Annotated in this window: 17 protein-coding genes; 10 read left to right on the top strand and 7 right to left on the bottom strand. The window is 74.5% G+C overall.

Annotated features, from left to right (window positions below; genetic code table 11):
* Nucleotides 1–152: 152 nt before the first annotated feature.
* Complete coding sequence (locus ACI2LW_RS11455) at nucleotides 153–1,028, bottom strand: undecaprenyl-diphosphate phosphatase (RefSeq protein ID WP_404730963.1); 876 nt, start codon at nucleotides 1,026–1,028, stop codon at nucleotides 153–155.
* Between the two features lie 160 nt (nucleotides 1,029–1,188).
* The gene (locus ACI2LW_RS11450; protein ID WP_404731008.1) at nucleotides 1,189–1,659 is read right to left on the bottom strand and encodes a winged helix-turn-helix transcriptional regulator; all 471 of its coding nucleotides are present in this window, start codon (nucleotides 1,657–1,659) and stop codon (nucleotides 1,189–1,191) included.
* Between the two features lie 155 nt (nucleotides 1,660–1,814).
* On the opposite strand from ACI2LW_RS11450, the gene ACI2LW_RS11445 reads away from it, so the two are divergent.
* Nucleotides 1,815–2,984 (top strand): thiolase family protein, encoded by a 1,170-nt coding sequence (locus tag ACI2LW_RS11445; RefSeq protein ID WP_404730962.1) that lies wholly within the window; start codon nucleotides 1,815–1,817, stop codon nucleotides 2,982–2,984.
* Between the two features lie 193 nt (nucleotides 2,985–3,177).
* Here the strand turns inward: ACI2LW_RS11445 and ACI2LW_RS11440 are convergent, their stop codons facing one another.
* Complete coding sequence (locus ACI2LW_RS11440; RefSeq protein ID WP_404730961.1) at nucleotides 3,178–3,999, bottom strand: TVP38/TMEM64 family protein; 822 nt, start codon at nucleotides 3,997–3,999, stop codon at nucleotides 3,178–3,180.
* Between the two features lie 49 nt (nucleotides 4,000–4,048).
* On the opposite strand from ACI2LW_RS11440, the gene ACI2LW_RS11435 reads away from it, so the two are divergent.
* The 3 genes from ACI2LW_RS11435 to ACI2LW_RS11425 all read left to right on the top strand — a co-directional run bounded on the left by ACI2LW_RS11435 (nucleotide 4,049) and on the right by ACI2LW_RS11425 (nucleotide 7,328).
* Nucleotides 4,049–4,771, top strand: coding sequence for a DNA alkylation repair protein (locus ACI2LW_RS11435; protein WP_404730960.1), 723 nt, complete (start codon nucleotides 4,049–4,051; stop codon nucleotides 4,769–4,771).
* 380 nt (nucleotides 4,772–5,151) lie between these two features.
* Complete coding sequence (tuf, locus tag ACI2LW_RS11430; protein ID WP_404730959.1) at nucleotides 5,152–6,321, top strand: elongation factor Tu; 1,170 nt, start codon at nucleotides 5,152–5,154, stop codon at nucleotides 6,319–6,321.
* Between the two features lie 161 nt (nucleotides 6,322–6,482).
* A complete protein-coding gene (locus tag ACI2LW_RS11425; RefSeq protein WP_404730958.1) occupies nucleotides 6,483–7,328 on the top strand; it encodes a spermidine synthase in 846 nt (281 codons plus the stop codon).
* Between the two features lie 64 nt (nucleotides 7,329–7,392).
* Here ACI2LW_RS11425 and ACI2LW_RS11420 read toward each other — a convergent pair whose 3' ends face one another.
* A complete protein-coding gene (locus ACI2LW_RS11420) occupies nucleotides 7,393–8,418 on the bottom strand; it encodes a hypothetical protein (RefSeq protein WP_404730957.1) in 1,026 nt (341 codons plus the stop codon).
* Between the two features lie 151 nt (nucleotides 8,419–8,569).
* On the opposite strand from ACI2LW_RS11420, the gene ACI2LW_RS11415 reads away from it, so the two are divergent.
* The 3 genes from ACI2LW_RS11415 (at nucleotide 8,570) to ACI2LW_RS11405 (ending at nucleotide 11,683) form a co-directional block, all read left to right on the top strand.
* On the top strand, nucleotides 8,570–9,007 hold the full coding sequence (locus tag ACI2LW_RS11415) for a DUF4442 domain-containing protein (RefSeq protein ID WP_404731007.1): 438 nt from the start codon (nucleotides 8,570–8,572) through the stop codon (nucleotides 9,005–9,007).
* A gap of 594 nt (nucleotides 9,008–9,601) precedes the next feature.
* The gene (locus tag ACI2LW_RS11410; protein ID WP_404730956.1) at nucleotides 9,602–10,888 is read left to right on the top strand and encodes a hydrolase; all 1,287 of its coding nucleotides are present in this window, start codon (nucleotides 9,602–9,604) and stop codon (nucleotides 10,886–10,888) included.
* A 141-nt stretch (nucleotides 10,889–11,029) separates the two neighbouring features.
* Nucleotides 11,030–11,683, top strand: a complete 654-nt coding sequence (locus ACI2LW_RS11405) for a DedA family protein (protein WP_404730955.1) — start codon at nucleotides 11,030–11,032, stop codon at nucleotides 11,681–11,683.
* Between the two features lie 720 nt (nucleotides 11,684–12,403).
* Here ACI2LW_RS11405 and ACI2LW_RS11400 read toward each other — a convergent pair.
* Nucleotides 12,404–12,931 carry a gamma carbonic anhydrase family protein gene (locus ACI2LW_RS11400; protein WP_404730954.1) on the bottom strand — a complete coding sequence of 176 codons (528 nt, stop codon included), beginning with the start codon at nucleotides 12,929–12,931 and terminating at the stop codon, nucleotides 12,404–12,406.
* Between the two features lie 113 nt (nucleotides 12,932–13,044).
* Between ACI2LW_RS11400 and ACI2LW_RS11395 the strand changes: the two genes are divergently transcribed.
* On the top strand, nucleotides 13,045–13,953 hold the full coding sequence (locus ACI2LW_RS11395) for a DapH/DapD/GlmU-related protein (protein ID WP_404730953.1): 909 nt from the start codon (nucleotides 13,045–13,047) through the stop codon (nucleotides 13,951–13,953).
* Between the two features lie 155 nt (nucleotides 13,954–14,108).
* Here the strand turns inward: ACI2LW_RS11395 and ACI2LW_RS11390 are convergent, their stop codons facing one another.
* Nucleotides 14,109–14,966, bottom strand: coding sequence for an EamA family transporter (locus tag ACI2LW_RS11390; RefSeq protein WP_404730952.1), 858 nt, complete (start codon nucleotides 14,964–14,966; stop codon nucleotides 14,109–14,111).
* Between the two features lie 93 nt (nucleotides 14,967–15,059).
* Between ACI2LW_RS11390 and ACI2LW_RS11385 the strand changes: the two genes are divergently transcribed.
* The gene (locus ACI2LW_RS11385; protein ID WP_404730951.1) at nucleotides 15,060–15,632 is read left to right on the top strand and encodes a helix-turn-helix domain-containing protein; all 573 of its coding nucleotides are present in this window, start codon (nucleotides 15,060–15,062) and stop codon (nucleotides 15,630–15,632) included.
* A 182-nt stretch (nucleotides 15,633–15,814) separates the two neighbouring features.
* Nucleotides 15,815–16,369: a YbaK/EbsC family protein gene (locus ACI2LW_RS11380; RefSeq protein ID WP_404730950.1), complete on the top strand. Its 555-nt coding sequence runs from the start codon at nucleotides 15,815–15,817 to the stop codon at nucleotides 16,367–16,369.
* 31 nt (nucleotides 16,370–16,400) lie between these two features.
* Here ACI2LW_RS11380 and ACI2LW_RS11375 read toward each other — a convergent pair whose 3' ends face one another.
* Nucleotides 16,401–17,627 (bottom strand): 4-hydroxybenzoate 3-monooxygenase, encoded by a 1,227-nt coding sequence (locus ACI2LW_RS11375; protein ID WP_404730949.1) that lies wholly within the window; start codon nucleotides 17,625–17,627, stop codon nucleotides 16,401–16,403.
* Between the last annotated feature and the right edge of the window lie 7 nt (nucleotides 17,628–17,634).

The raw sequence follows: 17,634 nt of genomic DNA, 5'->3' as shown, positions 1-17,634 counted from the left end.
CCTAGGCGCAAGGACTGACACTGCGCTACCGGACGGCTACGGGGACCGTATGGAGTCGGTCACCCGCGACGGCCGCGGCGACGGCGGGGCGGGCGCCGTGCGGCCGGCGGGGCCGGCCGGGTGCGGGGGCGGGCGGGTGCGGGGGCGGGCGGTCAGCCGGCCGACTCGGCCGCGTGCGGGCTCAGCACACCCGCGCCGACCAGGCCGATGATGACGACGCCGAGCACCACGCGGTACCAGACGAACGGCATGAAGCTCTTGGTCGAGATGTACTTCATGAACCAGGCGATGACCGCGTATCCGGAGGCGAACGCGACGACGGTGGCGAACAGCGTCGGCCCCCACGCCACGTGGTCGCTCTCCATCGCGTCCTTCAACTCGAAGACCCCGGAGGCCAGTACGGCCGGAATGGCGAGCAGGAAGGAGTAGCGGGCCGCCGCCTCGCGCCGGTAGCCCATGAACAGCCCGCCGCTGATGGTGGCGCCGGAGCGGGAGACGCCGGGAATGAGCGCCATGGCCTGACAACAGCCGTAGACGAGGCCGTCCTTGACACCCAGATCCTCAAGTGCCTTGCGCTGCTTGGGCGCTCGGTGCCGGCCGCCCCTCTCGTCGCGCGCCGCCAGCCGGTCGGCGACGCCGATCACCACGCCCACCACGACGAGCATGGTGGCGGTGACCCGCAGATCGCGGAAGGGCCCCTCGATCTGGTCCTTGAGCGTCACGCCGAGCACGCCGATGGGTATGGAGCCGACGATCACCAGCCAGCCGGTGCGGGCGTTGTGGTCGCCGCGCATCGCCTTGTTCCCGAGTGACCGGAACCAGGCGGACAGGATCCGCCCGATGTCCTTGCGGAAGTAGATCAGCACGGCCGACTCGGTGCCGATCTGGGTGATCGCGGTGAAGGCCGCGCCCGGGTCCTTCCAGCCGGAGAAGGCCGCCGTCAGCCGCAGATGCGCGCTGGAGGAGACGGGGAGGAACTCGGTCAGCCCCTGGACGAGTCCGAGGACGAGGGATTCAAACCAAGACATGGAGGTACGGAGTCCAAGTGCCGATCGGGAAAAGGGGCGTGGGGCACACCGCACCGGCGTGCGCGGCGACCGGGTGTGTTGTGGGGCAGCGTAGCGTCCCGGTCCGGCCGCGAGATCACAGGGGTTTCGCGCCGGCCGGCGCCGCGGGACGCGGCCCGGATCAGGCCGCCGCGGGGCCCGCCACCGTCCAGCCCGGGGCCTGCGGGTGGGCGGTCAGGTCCTCGTGGCGCACGGCGCCGCCGCAGGCGGAGCAGGTGACGACCGGCCGCAGCTCGTGGCCGCAGGCGTGCTCGATCACCATGGGCCGCTCGCCGTCCGCGCGCAGGTGGCGGTCGCCCCACGCCATGAGGGTCATCAGCACCGGCTCCAGCTCGAGCCCCGCTTGCGTGGGCCGGTACTCGAAGCGCCGGGGGCGCTCGCTGTAGGCCCGCTTGGTCAGGACGCCCGCGTCCACCAGGCGGCGCAGCCGGGTGGCCAGGACGTCGCGCGGCGCGCCGGTGTTGCGCACCAGCTGGTCGAAGCGGCCGTTGCCCAGGCACACCTCGCGCAGGACGAGCAGGGAGTACTTCTCGCCGACGAGTGCGAGGGCGTCGGCGATGGAGCAGGGGCGCGGGTCCTTGGTGGCGGCCATGGCCTCAAGTCTAGGGCGGCTGGGCGCGCTGATCAGGTCGCACAGGGGGTGGGTTTGATTTTCCAACTTACGACGCTATGGTGAGTCCATAATTCCTACTGACCGGTAATGGAGTCCGCTCCGGGACCCGGTGACGGAACAAGGAGGCCCGCCCCATGCGTGACGCAGTGATCGTGGAGGCCGTGCGCACCCCCATCGGGAAGGGCAAGCCCAACGGCGCCCTCGCGCACGTCCACCCCGTAGAACTCCTCGCCCACACCCTGCGCACCGTCGTCGAACGCTCCGGCGTCGACCCGGCCCTGATCGACGACGTGATCGGCGGCGCCGTCGACCAGGTCGGCGAGCAGGCCATGAACACCACCCGCTACGCCCTGCTGTCGGCCGGACTGCCCGAGACGGTCCCGGCCACCACCGTGGACCGCCAGTGCGGCTCCTCCCAGCAGGCCGTCCACTTCGCGGCCCAGGGCGTGATGGCCGGCGCGTACGACATCGTCGTCGCCTGCGGCGTGGAGTCCATGAGCCGGGTGCCCATGTGGTCCAACGTGCCCCCCGGCGCGGACCCCTTCGGGCCCGGCGTCGCCGGTCGCTACCCCGACGGCCTGGTCCCGCAGGGCATCAGCGCCGAGCTCATCGCCGCCAAGTGGTCCATCACCCGCGAGCAGATGGACGCCTTCGCCGTCTCCTCGCACCGCAAGGCCGCCGCGGCCTGGCGGAGCGGCCTGTTCGACGCGGAGGTCGCGCCCCTGGAGGGCGTCACCCGCGACGAGTGCGTGCGGCCGGACAGCACCACCGAGATCCTGGCCGGCCTCAGGCCCGCCTACCACGACCCGGCCTTCGCCGAGCGCTTCCCGCAGATCGAGTGGAACGTCACCGCGGGCAACGCCAGCCCCGTCAACGACGGTGCCTCCGCCGTGCTCATCACCTCGGGCGAGACCGCGGCCCGCCTCGGACTGCGCCCGCTCGCCCGGCTGCACAGCTTCGCCGTCACCGGGTCCGACCCGCTGCTCATGCTCACGGGCGTCGTCCCGGCCACGGAGAAGGTGCTGCGCAGGGCGGGTCTCACGCTCGAGGACATCGACCTGTTCGAGGTCAACGAGGCCTTCTCCAGCGTGGTGCTGGCCTGGCAGCAGGAGACCGGCGCCGACCTCGCCAAGGTCAACGTGCACGGCGGCGCGATCGCCATCGGCCACCCGCTCGGCGCCAGCGGCACCCGGCTGACCACGACCCTCGTGCACGCCATGCGCGAGCGCGGCGCCCGTTACGCCCTGCAGACGATGTGCGAGGCGGGCGGACTGGCCAACGCGATGATCCTGGAAGCGGTCTGACGTGGTCCCGGCGGGCCGCCGGGACCACGCCGTGCCACGAGCCCGCGTCGGTGCGTCGGTGCATCGCCGAGTCGGGCGTACCGGCGCGGTGCCGCAGCGGCGCATCGGCGCGCGGGTGGAAGGCGGCACGCGGTGCGTGCGGCGGGGTGTGCGCGGGGCGGGCGGTCCGCCCGCGCCACCGGGTGACGTCCCGTCAGGTGCGGCGCAGGTGGTGGCGTTTGCGCCAGGCCAGCGCCGCTCCCACCAGGGCCGGTACGGCGATGCAGGCCAGCGCGACGAGGAAGGCCGGCGAGGTCGGCGCCGAGGCGCGGGCGCCGGCGACGGCGTACGCGGCCGTGTTCGGGACCGAGCCGAGCGCCGTGGCGAGCAGGAAGGCCGCCCAGCCCATGCGGGAGACGGCGGCGCAGTAGTTCGCCGCCCAGAACGGCACTCCGGGGAACAGCCGGGCCGCCATCATCGAGCGGAAGCCGTGCCGGCTGAGCTGCCCGTCCGCGGCCTTGAGCAACCGGCCGCGCAGCAGCGGCCGCAGCGCCTCCTGGCCCAGCACCCGGCCCAGCCCGAAGGAGATCCCGGCGCCCAGCACCGTGCCCCCCAGCGCGGTCGCCAGGCCCAGCTGGGAGCCGAAGAGCGCGCCCGCGGCCAGATTGAGCAGGGGGCGCGGCACGAACGCCACCGTGCACAGGCCGTAGGCCACCGCGAACACCACGGCCGCCGCGGCCCCTTCGAGCTGTGGGGGCCAGCCGTGCGCCAGCAGCCGTTGCGGCTGCAGGAGCAGCACCGACACCCCGGCTCCGGCCAGCAGCACCAGCAGCAGGGACAGCCGGGACCAGGGCGAGAGCAGGGCTCTCGCGCAGCGGGCGACGAGGCGTGCCGGGGCCGCCTGCGCGGCGGGGCCCAGCGCACCGGGCGCGGCGAGCGGGACGGACGCGGCCATGACGGGGACGGCGAGCTCCGTTGCGGCGGCCCGGGGAGAGGCCGCGGCGGTGCCCCCAGAGCGGGTGGTGGCATCGAGCATTCGGTGACAGTAGCCGACGGATATGTGTGATCGCCGTATGGTGCGTCTCATGACTGCCACAGGGCCGGGTGCCGTGGCCGGGCCGTCCGGCGTGCCGGTGGACACCGTGCTGGAGCGGCTCACCACCGTCTACGCCGCCGCGGCCGACCCCGCGCGGGCCGAGGGCATGCGCGCGTACATGAAGGACGTGGCGCCCTTCCTCGGCCTGCCCGCGTCCCGTCGGCGCGCCCTGGCCCGCACGGTCCTCGCGGGTCTGCCGGACCCCGGCGAGGCCGACTGCGCACGGATCGCGCTGCGCTGCTGGGAGCTGCCCGAGCGCGAGTACCAGTACTTCGCGGTGGACTACCTGCGCCGCCACGTGGGCCGCTGCTCGTCCTCGCTGCTCGTCGTGGTCCGGCGCCTGATCACCACCGTCCCCTGGTGGGACACCGTGGACCCGCTCGCCGCCCACGTCGTCGGAGCCCTTGTCGCGGCCGATCCCGCGCTGCGGGCCGACATGGACGCCTGGATCGAGGACGACGACGTGTGGGTCGTGCGCGCCGCGCTGCTGCACCAGCTGCGGTACAAGGAGCGCACCGACGCCGGCCGGCTGTTCGCCCACTGCCTGCGGCAGTCCGCCCACCCCGACTTCTTCGTGCGCAAGGCGATCGGCTGGAGCCTGCGCGAGTACGCCGGGACGGACCCGGAGGCGGTCGGCGCCTTCCTGGCCCGCGAACGGGACAGGTTCGCACCGCTGTCGGTGCGGGAGGCGCTGCGGAACATCCGCGCCTGACCGGCCGGGCGCCTCCGCCGGCCCGGCGCGATCGGGCGCCCCGCCGGCCCGGCGGGGAGCGGGCGGACACCAGCCGCGGCGGACCGGGGCAGGCCGCGCCCAGGCCGGGGCGGGCCGAGGCGAGCAGGGGTGGACCGGGGCGGGAAAACCATTCGACGCGCGGGGCGCCGACGGGAATGATCGATCCCATGTTCCGGTACGCCTTCGTCCTCGCAGCATCCGCGGTCGCGGATGCCCCGAAGGCTGCCGTCCTGATCCTCCTGGCCGCAGTCGACGGCGCCCGAAGCCGACCCTCCCCGGATCGCCCGGCGGACCCCTGAGGGGGAGGGTCGGCGAGTCCTTGGGGTCCCGCATCAGCTACGAGGCTTCGAGGTACAGCCATGCCCAAGACGGCGTACGTGCGCACCAAACCGCATCTGAACATCGGCACCATGGGGCACGTCGACCACGGCAAGACCACCCTGACCGCCGCCATCACCAAGGTCCTGGCCGAGCGCGGCACCGGCACGTTCGTGCCGTTCGACCGGATCGACAGGGCCCCGGAGGAGGCCGCGCGCGGCATCACCATCAACATCGCGCACGTCGAGTACGAGACCGACACCCGGCACTACGCGCACGTGGACATGCCGGGCCACGCCGACTACGTCAAGAACATGGTCACCGGGGCCGCGCAGCTCGACGGGGCGATCCTCGTCGTCTCCGCGCTCGACGGGATCATGCCCCAGACCGCCGAACACGTGCTGCTCGCCCGGCAGGTCGGCGTCGACCACATCGTCGTCGCGCTCAACAAGGCGGACGCGGGCGACGAGGAGCTGATCGACCTGGTCGAGCTGGAGGTCCGCGACCTGCTCACCGAGCACGGCTACGGCGGTGACGCCGTGCCCGTCGTACGGGTCTCCGGGCTGAGGGCCCTGGAGGGCGACCCGCGGTGGACCGCCTCGATCGAGGCGCTGCTCGACGCGGTGGACACCTATGTGCCCATGCCCGAGCGGTACGTGGACGCGCCGTTCCTGCTGCCGGTGGAGAACGTGCTGACCATCACCGGCCGCGGCACCGTCGTCACCGGCGCGGTGGAGCGCGGCACGGTCCGCGTCGGCGACCGGGTCGAGGTGCTCGGCGCGGACGTGGAGACGGTGGTCACCGGTCTGGAGACCTTCGGCAAGCCCATGCGGGAGGCGCAGGCCGGGGACAACGTGGCCCTGCTGCTGCGCGGAGTCCCGCGCGACGCGGTCCGCCGGGGGCACGTGGTCGCGGCGCCGGGCAGCGTGACGCCCGCCCGGCGCTTCACGGCGCGGGTGTACGTGCTGTCGGCCCGCGAGGGCGGCCGCACTACCCCGGTGGCCACGGGCTACCGGCCGCAGTTCTACATCCGCACGGCGGACGTGGTCGGCGACGTGGACCTCGGGGAGCGGGCGGTCGCCCGCCCCGGGGACACCGTGGACATGACGGTGGAGCTGGGCCGCGCGGTGCCGTTGGAGGCGGGGCTGGGCTTCGCCGTCCGCGAGGGCGGCCGCACGGTGGGCGCGGGCACCGTGACCGCCGTCGAGTGAGGAGGAACGGCCGCGCACGGCGCGCGGGGGTGGCGTGACCGGACGGTCGCGCCACCCCCGCCCCGGCCGGGCCCGCCCCCTGTGCCAGGGCCGGAACCGCCCCCTGTGCCGGGGTCTGGCCCGCCCCCGGCGCCCGGCGGCGGGCCCGGCACAATGGGCGTGTGAGCGAACCCGTACCCGTGACCCGGACCGTGGACCACGGGACGGCCAAACTGATGCCCGACGTCGACCGCGCACGGGCCTGGCTGCTGACCGTGGACGGGGCGCCGCAGTCGTACGTCGACCTGGACGCCCCCGCCCACCTGGAGTTCGAGTACGCGCGCCGGCTCGGGCACGTCCTGGACACGCTCGCCCCGCCGGGCCGCCCGCTGGACGTGCTGCACCTCGGCGGCGGGGGCCTCACCCTGCCCCGGTACGTGGCCGCGACCCGTCCCGGTTCCCGGCAGGACGTCGTGGAGGCCGACCGCGCCCTGCTGGAGCTGGTCGCCGAGCTGCTGCCGCTGCCGGACGAGTCCGGCGTGGCGCTGCACGCCGCCGATGCCCGCGCCTGGCTGGAGACGGCCCCCGACGACTCGGCGGACGTGCTGATCGCCGACGTCTTCGGCGGCTCCCGGATCCCGGCCCATCTGACGTCCCTCGCCTACGCCCGCGAGGCCGAGCGCGTGCTGCGGCCCGGCGGCGTCTATCTGGCCAACCTCGCCGATGGCGCGCCGTTCGCCTTCCTGCGCTCGCAACTGGCCACCTTCACCGCGGTGTTCGAGGAGACGGCCCTGATCGCCGAGCCCGGCGTGCTGCGCGGACGCCGGTTCGGCAACGCGATCCTGGTGGCCGCGCACCACCCGGTCGACACCGCCGCCCTCGCCCGGCGCACCGCCGCCGACGCCTTCCCCGCCCGGGTCGAGCACGGCGCCGCCCTGCGGGCGTTCGTCGCCGGGGCCCGGCCGGTCGAGGACGAGACGGCCGTACCGTCCCCGGTGCCTCCCGAAGGGGCCTTCGGAATCGGCTGACCGCGACGGCGCGACCGGCGCGGGCGGCCGGGGCGGCGCGACCGGCGCGGGGCGCGTGGGCGGTTCAGCCGGTGGTCGGGGTGCCGTGCAGCCGGACGGTGCTGAGGATCTTCTTGATCGTCGCGTCGGAGAACTCGTCCTTGACGCCCTTGGCACCGTAGAGGGTCCAGGAGACGAAGTTGCCCTTGGAGTTCTTGAACGCGAAGGTCGTCGCCTTGCCGTCGGTGTCGCACTTGTGGGTGCGGGGCACGCCGGAGGTGTACGAGGTCGCGACGCTGCCCTTCACCCCGGACTTGGTGACGAACGGCTTGGCGGCGCCGATCTTGAGGTACTTCTCCCGGGCGGTCTTGCTCTGGTCGGTGTAGCCGCCGAAGGCGAAGAGCGCCGCGTCCATGCGGGCGATGCTGGCGGTGTCCTTCCCGCCGTCCTCGCCCTTGGTGCCGCTGGACGCCAGGGACGAGGTCTCCTTGGTGCCGTCCTTGTCGTCGTCGGAGCTGCACCAGTTCTTCTTCAGGTACGCGGGCGCGGAGAAGCCGATGTACGGCGAGCCGTCGCCCTTCTTCTCGTCCTCGAAGAAGGTGAAGACCCCGGGGGAGGCGACCTCCCAGTCGGCCGGCACGTCGAACGCCGTGCCGTACTTGGGATTGACGACCACCTTCCAGCCGGGCACGGTCGCCTTCTCCGTCTCCGTGCCGCGGGGGTTGTCGTCCGCGGAGGACGCGGTGTCGCTCGGGGTGGGCGAGGCGGACGCGGACCGGCTGGGCTTGTCGCTCCCGCCGCCGTCGGCCTTGTCGTCCTTGCCGCCGCCGAGCACCAGGAAGCCCGTCACGCCCGCGGCCACCACCACCGCCGTGGCCGCGACGATCGCGACCACCTTGGTCCGGTTCCCGCCACCGCCGCTGCCGCCCGGAGCCGGCTGCGGCGCGCCCGCGGGCGTCGGGGCGTTCCACTGCGGGTACTGCGGCTGCTGGTAACCCGGCTGCTGGTAGCCGGGCTGCTGATACGGATTCGGCTGCTGGTACCCCGGCTGCTGATAAGGGTTGTTCTGCGGGTTCTGCTCGCCCCCGGGCGGCTGCTGTCCTGGCCACATGGGCAGTAACCCTAACGGCGGCGGGGACACGATTCGGTCACTACCCCTTGTCAGGGACGTACCAGAAATCCGGGTGCGGGGGCCGCCTGTCCGTTCTGTCTCTTCCGTATTCGCTACTGCTCAGTAACCTGTCGCCATGAGCGCAGAACGGATGCCGATCGGCGAGCTGCTCGCCGCCACCGTGCCGATGGCCCGGACCCTGCGTCTGGAGTTCCTGGAGGCCGGACCGGACAGGGCCGTGGTGGCCATGCCCGACCAGAGCGCGTACCACAACCACGTGGGCGGGCCGCACGCCGGCGCGATGTTCACGCTGGGGGAGTCCGCCAGCGGGGCGATCGTGCTCGCCGCCTTCGGCGACCAGCTCCCGCGTGCCGTGCCGCTCGCCGTCCGGGCCGAGATCGCCTACCGGAAACTCGCCATGGGCCGGGTCACCGCGACCGCGACCCTGGGCCGGCCGGCCGCCGAGGTCGTCGAGGAACTGGACCGCGGCCGGCGGCCGGAGTTCCCGGTGGCGGTGGAGATCCGGCGCGGCGACGGCGCCGTGACCGGGGAGATGACGGTGGTGTGGACCCTGCGCCCGGGCGGCTGAACCACCACCCGGCCATCGCGCGACCGCAGTCCAGCCACCGCGTGACCGCCGGGCGGCCGTCGCACGACCGCAGTCCAGCCACCGCGTGACCGCCGCGCGACCGTCGCACGACCGCAGTCCAGCCACCGCGTGACCGCCGGGCATCCATCGCACGACCGCCGCCCGGTCACCGCACGACCGCAGCCCGGGCACCGCATGACCGCCGCGCGACCGCCGTCCGGTCACCGCATGGCCGGGTGCTCCGGTTGTACGCCGGTCTCGACGGCGGGTGCCGGTCGTCGGGTCGCACGGCGGGAGTTGGAGATTCCGTGCGCCGATCGGCCTGCCCCGCACACGAGTTGACGGTCCTGTGCGCGGAATTTCGAATAAGGGTGCGGATACCCTTGGTAACCTACGTGCATTTCCCGCCGGTTACCGCGGGGGGCCTTCGAACTCCTTGTTCCCCGTGAGCGGCGTGTGCGAAGGTGAGCCTCCCTGTGGGAAAGGCGACGGCCGGCCTCGCATTCCACGGCCGGGTTCGCGCCCCTCAGGCACCCGCTTTCCCATGGACGGGCGTTCCGCATGCCGTCCTGCGGATCGGAAGGAAATGGTTCCGTGCACACCCCCCACCCCCCACACCCCCCGCGTCCACCTCATCCACCCCACCCCGGCACGCCACCCGGCGAGTCGGACCGCAGCCTCGTCGCCCGGCTGCGCGACACCGACGACGGTCACCACGCCGTCGCGCTGCTGCTCGCCCGCCACTGGCGGGCCACCTACGACTACGCGGTGATCTGCCTGTCCGCCCCGGGCAGTTCGGCGGCCATGGTGACCACGGCCGCCTACCGCCGGGTGCTGCGCCGCATGGGCGGGACAGCCGCCGGCGGCGGCGCCCTGCGCCCCCAACTCCTCGTCGCCGCACGGGAGATCGTCCGTCAGTGGGCCGCCGACGAAGCGGCCTGCGTCGTCCTGCCGGAGCTGCGCAGGCCCGGCGGCGGCAGAGGGCTCCGGGCGGTGAATTCCATGATCCCCGAAAGGCGGCTGCTCGCCGAGCGCGCCTTCCACGCCCTTCCCGGGGCCTTCCAGTGCCTGCTGTGGCACTGCGAGGTCGAGGCCGAGCCGATATCCGTACCGGCCGGTCTGCTGGCGATCGACGCAGAAGGAGCCGCGGCCGCCCTGCGGCAGGCCCGTGAGCAATTCCGGGCGGGCTGCATACGCGCCCACCGGGAACTCGCGCCCGCCAGGGAATGCCGCTACTACAACCGCCTCCTCGAGGTGCCCACCCGGCGCGGGGTGCCCCCGCTGCCCGACGTCCAGCGGCATCTGCGCGCGTGCGCGCACTGCCGCTACGCCGCCGAACAGCTCGGCCGCTTCGACGCGGATCCGGGCTTGCTGCTCGCCGAGTCCGTGCTCGGCTGGGGAGCCCGGCGCTACCTCGACTCCCGCCCGGGCCGCGCCGCCGCCGGCCGGGACTCGCGCGCCGCCGGACCGGGGCGCCCGGGCCGCGCGGGCCGCCATCGCGATGCCCCGGCCCGCCCGGACTCCCTGTCCGGCCGGGAGGCCGGGTCCGGCCGGGACGCCCTGTCCGGCCGGGACGACCGCGAGCACGGGGATCGGACAGGCCGCCGGGAAGACCGCGAGCACGGGGATCGGACGGGCCGCCGGGAAGACCCCGGCCGCCGGTACCGCACGGCCGTGGTGCTGGGTGTCGGACTGGCCTCCCTGGGTCTGCTCGCCACCGCGCTCGCCGTCAGGAGCTGGGCGGACGACGGCGCCCCGCTGGGCCCGGGCGCCGTCTGGGGCAGCGGCGGGGGCGCCCGCGTCCATCCGAGCGCCGCCCGGGTCCCCTGTGCGACGGGTCCCGCCGGCCACCGGAAGGAACCGCACCGACCGGGTACGTGAGGAGGAGGGCCCGCCGCCCGGGCGGCCGCGCTGCCCTCGGCGGCAGGCCGCCCGGACGTGCCGAACCGGTAGGCTTCCCGGGGGCGCTCGTTCGCGGGCGTCCCCGGGGAACCGAGCATGCGAAACGGGGAGGAACCGGCGGTGCACGTACAGGAGTGGCTCGACACGGTACCCGCGGCCGCCGTCTACGCCGTGGTGGGCCTGGTGATCGGTCTGGAGAGTCTGGGCATTCCGCTGCCCGGCGAGATCGTGCTGGTCTCCGCGGCCCTGCTGTCCTCCCAGCACTCGGGCATCAACCCGTTCGTCCTGGGCGCCTGCGCCACCGTCGGCGCGGTCGTGGGCGACTCCATCGGCTACGCCATCGGCCGCAAGGGAGGCCGGCCCCTGCTCGCCTGGCTGGGGAAGAAGTTCCCCCGCCACTTCAGCGAGGGGCACGTCGCCACGGCCGAGCGGTCCTTCCAGAAGTGGGGCATGTGGGCCGTGTTCTTCGGCCGCTTCGTCGCCCTGCTGCGCATCTTCGCCGGGCCGCTCGCGGGCGTGCTGCGGATGCCGTACTGGAAGTTCCTGATCGCCAACGTCCTCGGCGGCATCTGCTGGGCCGGCGGCACCACGGCCGTCATCTACTACGTCGGTGTGGTCGCCGAGTCCTGGCTGAAGAAGTTCTCCTGGCTGGGTCTGGTGGCGGCGGTGCTGATCGGGCTGGTCTCGATGCTGGTGGTCAAGCGCAAGGCCGCGAAGGCGGGCGCCGCCCAGCGGGAGGCCGAGGAACCGGAACCGGTTCCCGCCAGGGACTGACCGCGCGCCGCCCCCGCGGACATGGGCGGGGAAGGGGACGGACCGCGTCTTCGCGGCCCCGGACCGGCCCGCGCCTGCGGGCAGCGGCCATTCGGCGAGCCCGGGCCGGCCGACCGCAGCCGGAGCCGATGCCGGCCCACGGCTGACGGGCTGGGCCGGCCGGCCCGGAGGAGCACGCCGACGGCCGTGCGCCGTGCGGCCGATCGGTGGACCGGGCCGGCGGACCGGAATCGACGGGTGAGCCTGGGACCGGCCGTACCGGAGTCGGCCCACGGGTGGGCCTGGGACCGATCGGACCGGAGCCGACAGCGGAGCTGGGCGCGGCGGGCCGCCGGGCCTGCGCCCGGGGTGGGGGTGGACCGCAGCGATGCGCGGGGTCGGCCTCCCCGTCACCCACCCGGCGGGCCGAAGCCGACGGGTGAGCCTGGGACCGGCCGTACCGGAGCCGATGCGCGGGACCGCCCGGACCGTCACCCGCCGGGGACCCGCGGCCGGTCGGCGGATCTGTGGCCGGTCCGCGGACCCGCGCCCGTCGGCGGACCCGCGGTCGGTCCGCGGGGCCATGGCCGGTTGACGGACCCGTGCCGGTCGGCGGACCCGCGGGCGGTCGGCGAACCGCCGCCGCGGGGCCCAGGCCGGTCGGCGGGTCGGAGCGGGCCACGCCGGAACGGCTCGTGGGTCCGGGGCCGGGCCGGCCCGTGGCGGTGCCGCTCGGGCGTGTCAGGCGTGGACCTGGCCGTGGGCCTTCGCCAGTTCGGCGTACATCGTGCCGTTCAGGGTGATCCCCTGACGCTCCTCCTCCGTCAGCTCCCGCTTCACCTTCGCCGGGACCCCCGCCACCAGGGAGCCCGGCGGCACCCGCATGCCCTGCGGCACCAGTGCCTGGGCCGCCACCAGCGACCCCGCGCCGATCACCGCGCCGTTCAGCACGGTCGCCCCCATGCCGATCAGGCAGTCGTCCTCGACGGTCGCCCCGTGCACCACGGCGTTGTGACCGATCGAGACCCGCTCGCCGACCGCGACGGGGAACCCCGGATCCGCGTGCAGGGTGCAGTTGTCCTGCACGTTGCTGTGGGCGCCGACCGCGATGCGCTCCACGTCGCCGCGCAGCACCGCCCCGTACCAGACGCTCGCACCCGCACCGAGCGTGACGTCCCCGATCACCGTGGCCGTGGGCGCCACGAACGCCCCCTCGTCCACGCGCGGTTCCCGCCCGCCGATGCCCGCGATCAGCGCCTTGTGCGTCATCCTCGTCCTACCTTTCACGGCATGGGTCCGCAGGCACCGTACGTCATCCGGTGGGGCGAAGATCACAGGCCCACCGCCCCATGGGCGCGGGCGGGGCTGAGTACGGTGAGCGGGTGCCCAAGCGCAAGAACACGTTCTCATCCTGGCGGCGCCGCCTCGCCCAGCGCGCCGTCCACGCGGGCTGGGCCTGGGTGCAGCGCACGGGGTCGGTCACGGCGGAGCATCCCGGGCGGTTCCGCTTCGGCGCGATGGGCACGGCCACCAGACTCGCCTTCCCGCTCGGCACGGTCTTCGGCGAACCGTGGATCCACCTGGGCGCCCACTGCATCATCGGCGAGCAGGTCACGCTGACCGCGGGTCTGATGCCCGACCTCGACCTCGGTCCGGAGCCGATCCTGCGCATCGGCGACGGGGTCGTCCTCGGCCGGGGCAGCCATGTCATCGCCGACACGACGGTCACCATCGGCAACGACTGCTACTTCGGGCCGTACGTCTACGTCACGTCCACCAACCACTCCTACGACGACCCGCACGAGCCCATCGGCAGGCAGTGGCCCCGGATGGAGCCGGTGGAGATCGGCCCCGGCTGCTGGATCGGCACCAACGCGGTGATCCTGCCCGGGGCGCGCATCGGGCGGAACGTGGTCGTCGCGGCCGGCGCCGTGGTCCGCGGCGAGGTGCCCGACCACTCGGTGGTCGCGGGCGCGCCGGCGCGTGTCGTACGGCGCTGGAGCGCCGCCGAGGGGTGGCAGCCGCCGCTGCGGACGCCGGCCCCGGTCCCGGTACCGGACGGGGTCACTCCGGACCAGCTGGCCGCCCTGTCCGAACTGGACGAGGAGGCCGTGGCCCGCCTGGCCGAGCTGGACCGGCAGTGCGCGGCCGGTGGCCCGGCGGGCCCGCAGGAGGCGGGCCGCCCCCGGACGGCCGAGCCGGCCGGAGCGTCGGAGCCGGCGGCTTCCCGCCCGGCCGCCCCGGACAGGAGTGCGGGACCACCCCTGGCCGAGCTGGAGACCGAGAGCTGAGACCGCCGCACCGGGAGGCCGCGCGCCGCCCCGGTGCCGCCCTTCGCGAGGCCGTTGCGCCCTCGGAGTCGTCCTTCCCCGAGGCCGTCCCGGCCTGCGGGCGGGCGCCACTCACGAAGGGCGAACGCGCCACCCGGGCCGGGACGCGGTGCCCTTCAGCCCGTGGCCAGGAGCAGGGTGCCGAGGAGGGCCAGGCCCGCTCCGGTGGCCTGGACGGGGCGCAGGCGTTCGCGCAGGAAGCCGCGGGCGGCCAGTGCGGTGACCACCGGGTAGAGGGAGGCGAGAACGGCGGCCACCGTGACGGGGCCGTGCTGGGCGGCGACCGCGTACGTGCCGTTCGCGGCGACGTCCGCCAGGCCCACGAAGGCGAGCGCGGGCACCGATCCCCAGGGGAAACCGCCGTCCGGCAGCACGGGCCCGCCCCGCCGCGCGGAGAGGTACAGGGCGGCCCCGCCCCCGGCCACATTGGTCACGCGCTGCACGAAGAGCGCCAGGAACAGCCCGGTCACCGTGGCGGACGCCTCCGCGATCAGGGCGAACACCGTGCCGAACCCGAGAGCGGCGACCAGCGTCAGCCAGATCGCCCGCCGCTGCACGGCGGCCCCCCTCAGCTGCGGCCCGCCCGCCAGCACCACACCTCCCACGGCGACCGCGATGCCCACGACCTGCGTCAGCCCCGGCCGCTCGCCGAGCACCAGCCCCACACCGATGGGCACGGCCACGCTGAGCGTCGCCAGCGGCGAGACCACGCCCATCGGACCGAGTGCCAGGGCCTTGTAGAAGGAGAGCATCGCCACCGGACCGATCACGCCCGCGGCGAACGCGAACCACAGCCGGGGTCCGGCCTCGCTCCAGCCGCCGGTGGCGAACACGATCGCGCCCAGCACCGCCGCCGCGATCGCCTGGGAGAGCACGACGACCGTGAGGGCCGGGTGCCGCCGGGTCAGCAGACCGCCGCCGAAATCGGCCAGCCCCCACAGCAGGCTGGTGGCCAGGGCGAAGAGTGCTGTCACGGCGAACCTCGCAGTACAGTGCGGTGAACGATGCGGTGCAACCCACCGTAGTTCAGTGAACTGAACTCTGTCATCCAGAATATTGGACGGAATGTGGCGGACCTCGACCTGCTGACCCAGTCCCTGGCGCGCAACGTCAAACGGTGGCGCACCGAGCGCGGCTTCACCCTCGACACGCTCGCCGCCCGGGCGGGGGTGAGCCGCGGCATGCTCATCCAGATCGAGCAGGCCCGCACCAACCCCAGCCTGGGCACCGTCGTCAAGATCGGCGACGCGCTCGGGGTCAGCATCACCACGCTGCTCGACTACGAGCGGGGTCCCAAGGTCCTGGTCGTCCCCGCCGACCAGGCGGTACGGCTCTGGCACACCGACGCCGGCTCCTACAACCGGCTGCTCGCGGGGGCCGAGGCGCCCGGCCCGCTCGAGATGTGGGAGTGGCGGCTGATGCCGGGCGAGGGCAGCCCGTCCGATCCGCACCCCGCCGGCACGGTGGAACTGGTCCACGTGACCGCGGGGGAGCTGACGCTGACAGTCGACGGGGCGGAGTACCGCGTGCCCGAGGGGGCGAGCGCGTCCTTCGAGGCGAACACCCCGCACACCTACGCCAACACCGGCACCGTCCCGATGGAGATGGTGATGGCGGTGTCCGTCCCGCTCGTCCGCTGAGGCGGCCCGGCCCCGGGCGGGCCCCCCCGCCGAGGCGGCCCGGTCCTGGGCGGGCCCGTCCACTGAGCCGGCCCGCTCCTCTCGGTGACGGATCGCTCACCGGGACGGCTCGCGCCCCCGGCCGTGGCCCGCTCGCCGGGACGCCCGGCCGGCGTGTGCGGGAGGGCTGTTAGCGTGCGGACATGCGCGCACCCATCGGAAACTTCGAGAAGGCCACACCCGCCCCCGACTGCCTCGACGAGCTGACCGGTCCCGTCGCCGACGCCGTGCGCCACTGGCGCGGCAGCGTCCCCGCCGACCAGATCCTCTACGTCGAGACCGACCCGCGCTGGGCCGACACCGCGGTGTTCGTCGAGCACTACGGACGCGACCTGCTCGAGCGGTCGGCGAACTGCGTGGTGGTGGCGGGCAAGCGGGGCGGTGAGACCCGCCTGGCCGCGTGCCTGGTGCTCTCCACCACCCGCGTCGACGTCAACGGCCTGGTGCGCCGGCAGCTCGGGGCCCGCAAGGCGTCCTTCGCCGCGACCGAGGTGGCCACGGGGGAGACCGGCATGGAGTACGGCGGCATCACCCCGATCGGCCTGCCCGGCACCTGGCCGGTCCTCGTCGACTCCGCCGTCGTCGACCTGCCGTACGTGCTGGTCGGCAGCGGCCGCCGGCGCGGCAAGCTGCTGGTCCCCGGCAAGGTGTTCGCCGAGCTGCCGGGGGCCGTGGTGCTGGAGGGCCTGGGCGTGTGACCGCTGCCGTCAGCGGCGTGTACCGCGGCCGTCAGTGGCGGACGGCCGTACCGAGGTACTGCTCCGCGAAGGCGGCCGCGGCGGCGGGCGAGGTGAACAGCCGCCGCAGCCGGGCGAGCGTGGTGCCCGCGCGGTAGGGGTCGCCGGACGCGGTGCCGTGGTAGACCTCGGAGAGCCACTGGGAGAACTCCTGGTAGTCCCATACCCGCCGCAGACAGGCCGCCGAGTAGCCGGCCAGTGCCGCGCCGTCGCCCTTGGTGAGACGGGCGGCGAGCGCGTCGCCGAGCAGGAACGCGTCGTGCAGGGCCAGGTTCATGCCCTTGGCGGCGATGGGCGCGGTGAGGTGGGCCGCGTCCCCCGCCAGGAGGAGACGCCCGTACGCCATGGGCTCGACGACGCAGTCGTGCATGTCGAGCACGCGCTTCTCCACCAGCCGGCCCTCCGTGAGCGGCCGGGCGTCCGCCGCGGCGAGCCGCTGCCGCAGCTCGGACCAGACCCGCTCGTGCGGCCAGTTCTCCGGCTCGTCGCCGGGCGGGCACTGGAGGTAGTAGCGGGTGAGCCGCGGGCTGCGGGGCATCTGCCCGGCGAACCCGCGCGGATGGACGCCGAACAGCACGCGGTCGCAGGACGGCGGCGCCTCGGCGAGCAGCGCCAGCCAGCCCACGCCGTAGTCGTGCCGTGCGACCCGGGCGGGGTGCGCGGCGGTCAGCGCGGCCCGGCTCACCCCGCGCGCCCCGTCGCACCCGGCGATGAACTCGCAGTCCGCGTACCGCCGTTCACCGGTCTCCGGACAGCGGTACGACACCGACGGACGGTCGCTGCCGACGTCGTGCAGCCGCACGTCCCGTACGCCGAAACGGATCGCGCCGCCGCGTACGTCGGCGTACTCCCGCACCAGGTCCGTGACGAGCAACGGCTGTGGGCAGACGAAGTGGTGACGTCCCGTCAGCTCGGTGTACGGGAAGCGGTGGCCCTCGCCCTCGAAGCGGAACTCGCACGCGGTGTGCCGTTCGGCCCGCTCCAGCAGACGGCCGGCCAGCCCGCGCCGCTCCAGCCCGCGCACGGCCCACTCCTCGAGGACCCCGGCGCGCGGCCGCCGCTCGACGAAGTCCCGCGTCTCGGTCTCCAGGACCAGGCAGTCCACCGAGGCGGCGCGCAGGACGTTGCCGACGGTGAGTCCCGCGGGCCCGGCGCCGACGACGACGACCGGAAAGCGTTCGCGGGCGGGTGGGCCGGGGTGGGGGGTCGGATGCGCCACCCGGGCA

Source organism: Streptomyces sp. NPDC004065, assembly GCF_044903565.1.
Taxonomy (GTDB): Bacteria; Actinomycetota; Actinomycetes; order Streptomycetales; family Streptomycetaceae; genus Streptomyces.
This window is presented reverse-complemented; position numbering and strand designations above follow the sequence as displayed.

Excerpts from the sequence above, each read along its gene's own strand:
- ACI2LW_RS11420 (WP_404730957.1), bottom strand. The coding sequence starts at position 8,418 with ATGTGGCCAGGACAGCAGCCGCCCGGGGGCGAGCAGAACCCGCAGAAC.
- ACI2LW_RS11450 (WP_404731008.1), bottom strand. The coding sequence starts at position 1,659 with ATGGCCGCCACCAAGGACCCGCGCCCCTGCTCCATCGCCGACGCCCTC.
- ACI2LW_RS11440 (WP_404730961.1), bottom strand. The coding sequence starts at position 3,999 with ATGCTCGATGCCACCACCCGCTCTGGGGGCACCGCCGCGGCCTCTCCC.
- ACI2LW_RS11445 (WP_404730962.1), top strand. The coding sequence starts at position 1,815 with ATGCGTGACGCAGTGATCGTGGAGGCCGTGCGCACCCCCATCGGGAAG.
- ACI2LW_RS11400 (WP_404730954.1), bottom strand. The coding sequence starts at position 12,931 with ATGACGCACAAGGCGCTGATCGCGGGCATCGGCGGGCGGGAACCGCGC.
- ACI2LW_RS11415 (WP_404731007.1), top strand. The coding sequence starts at position 8,570 with ATGCCGATCGGCGAGCTGCTCGCCGCCACCGTGCCGATGGCCCGGACC.
- ACI2LW_RS11435 (WP_404730960.1), top strand. The coding sequence starts at position 4,049 with ATGACTGCCACAGGGCCGGGTGCCGTGGCCGGGCCGTCCGGCGTGCCG.
- ACI2LW_RS11455 (WP_404730963.1), bottom strand. The coding sequence starts at position 1,028 with ATGTCTTGGTTTGAATCCCTCGTCCTCGGACTCGTCCAGGGGCTGACC.
- ACI2LW_RS11380 (WP_404730950.1), top strand. The coding sequence starts at position 15,815 with ATGCGCGCACCCATCGGAAACTTCGAGAAGGCCACACCCGCCCCCGAC.
- tuf (WP_404730959.1), top strand. The coding sequence starts at position 5,152 with ATGCCCAAGACGGCGTACGTGCGCACCAAACCGCATCTGAACATCGGC.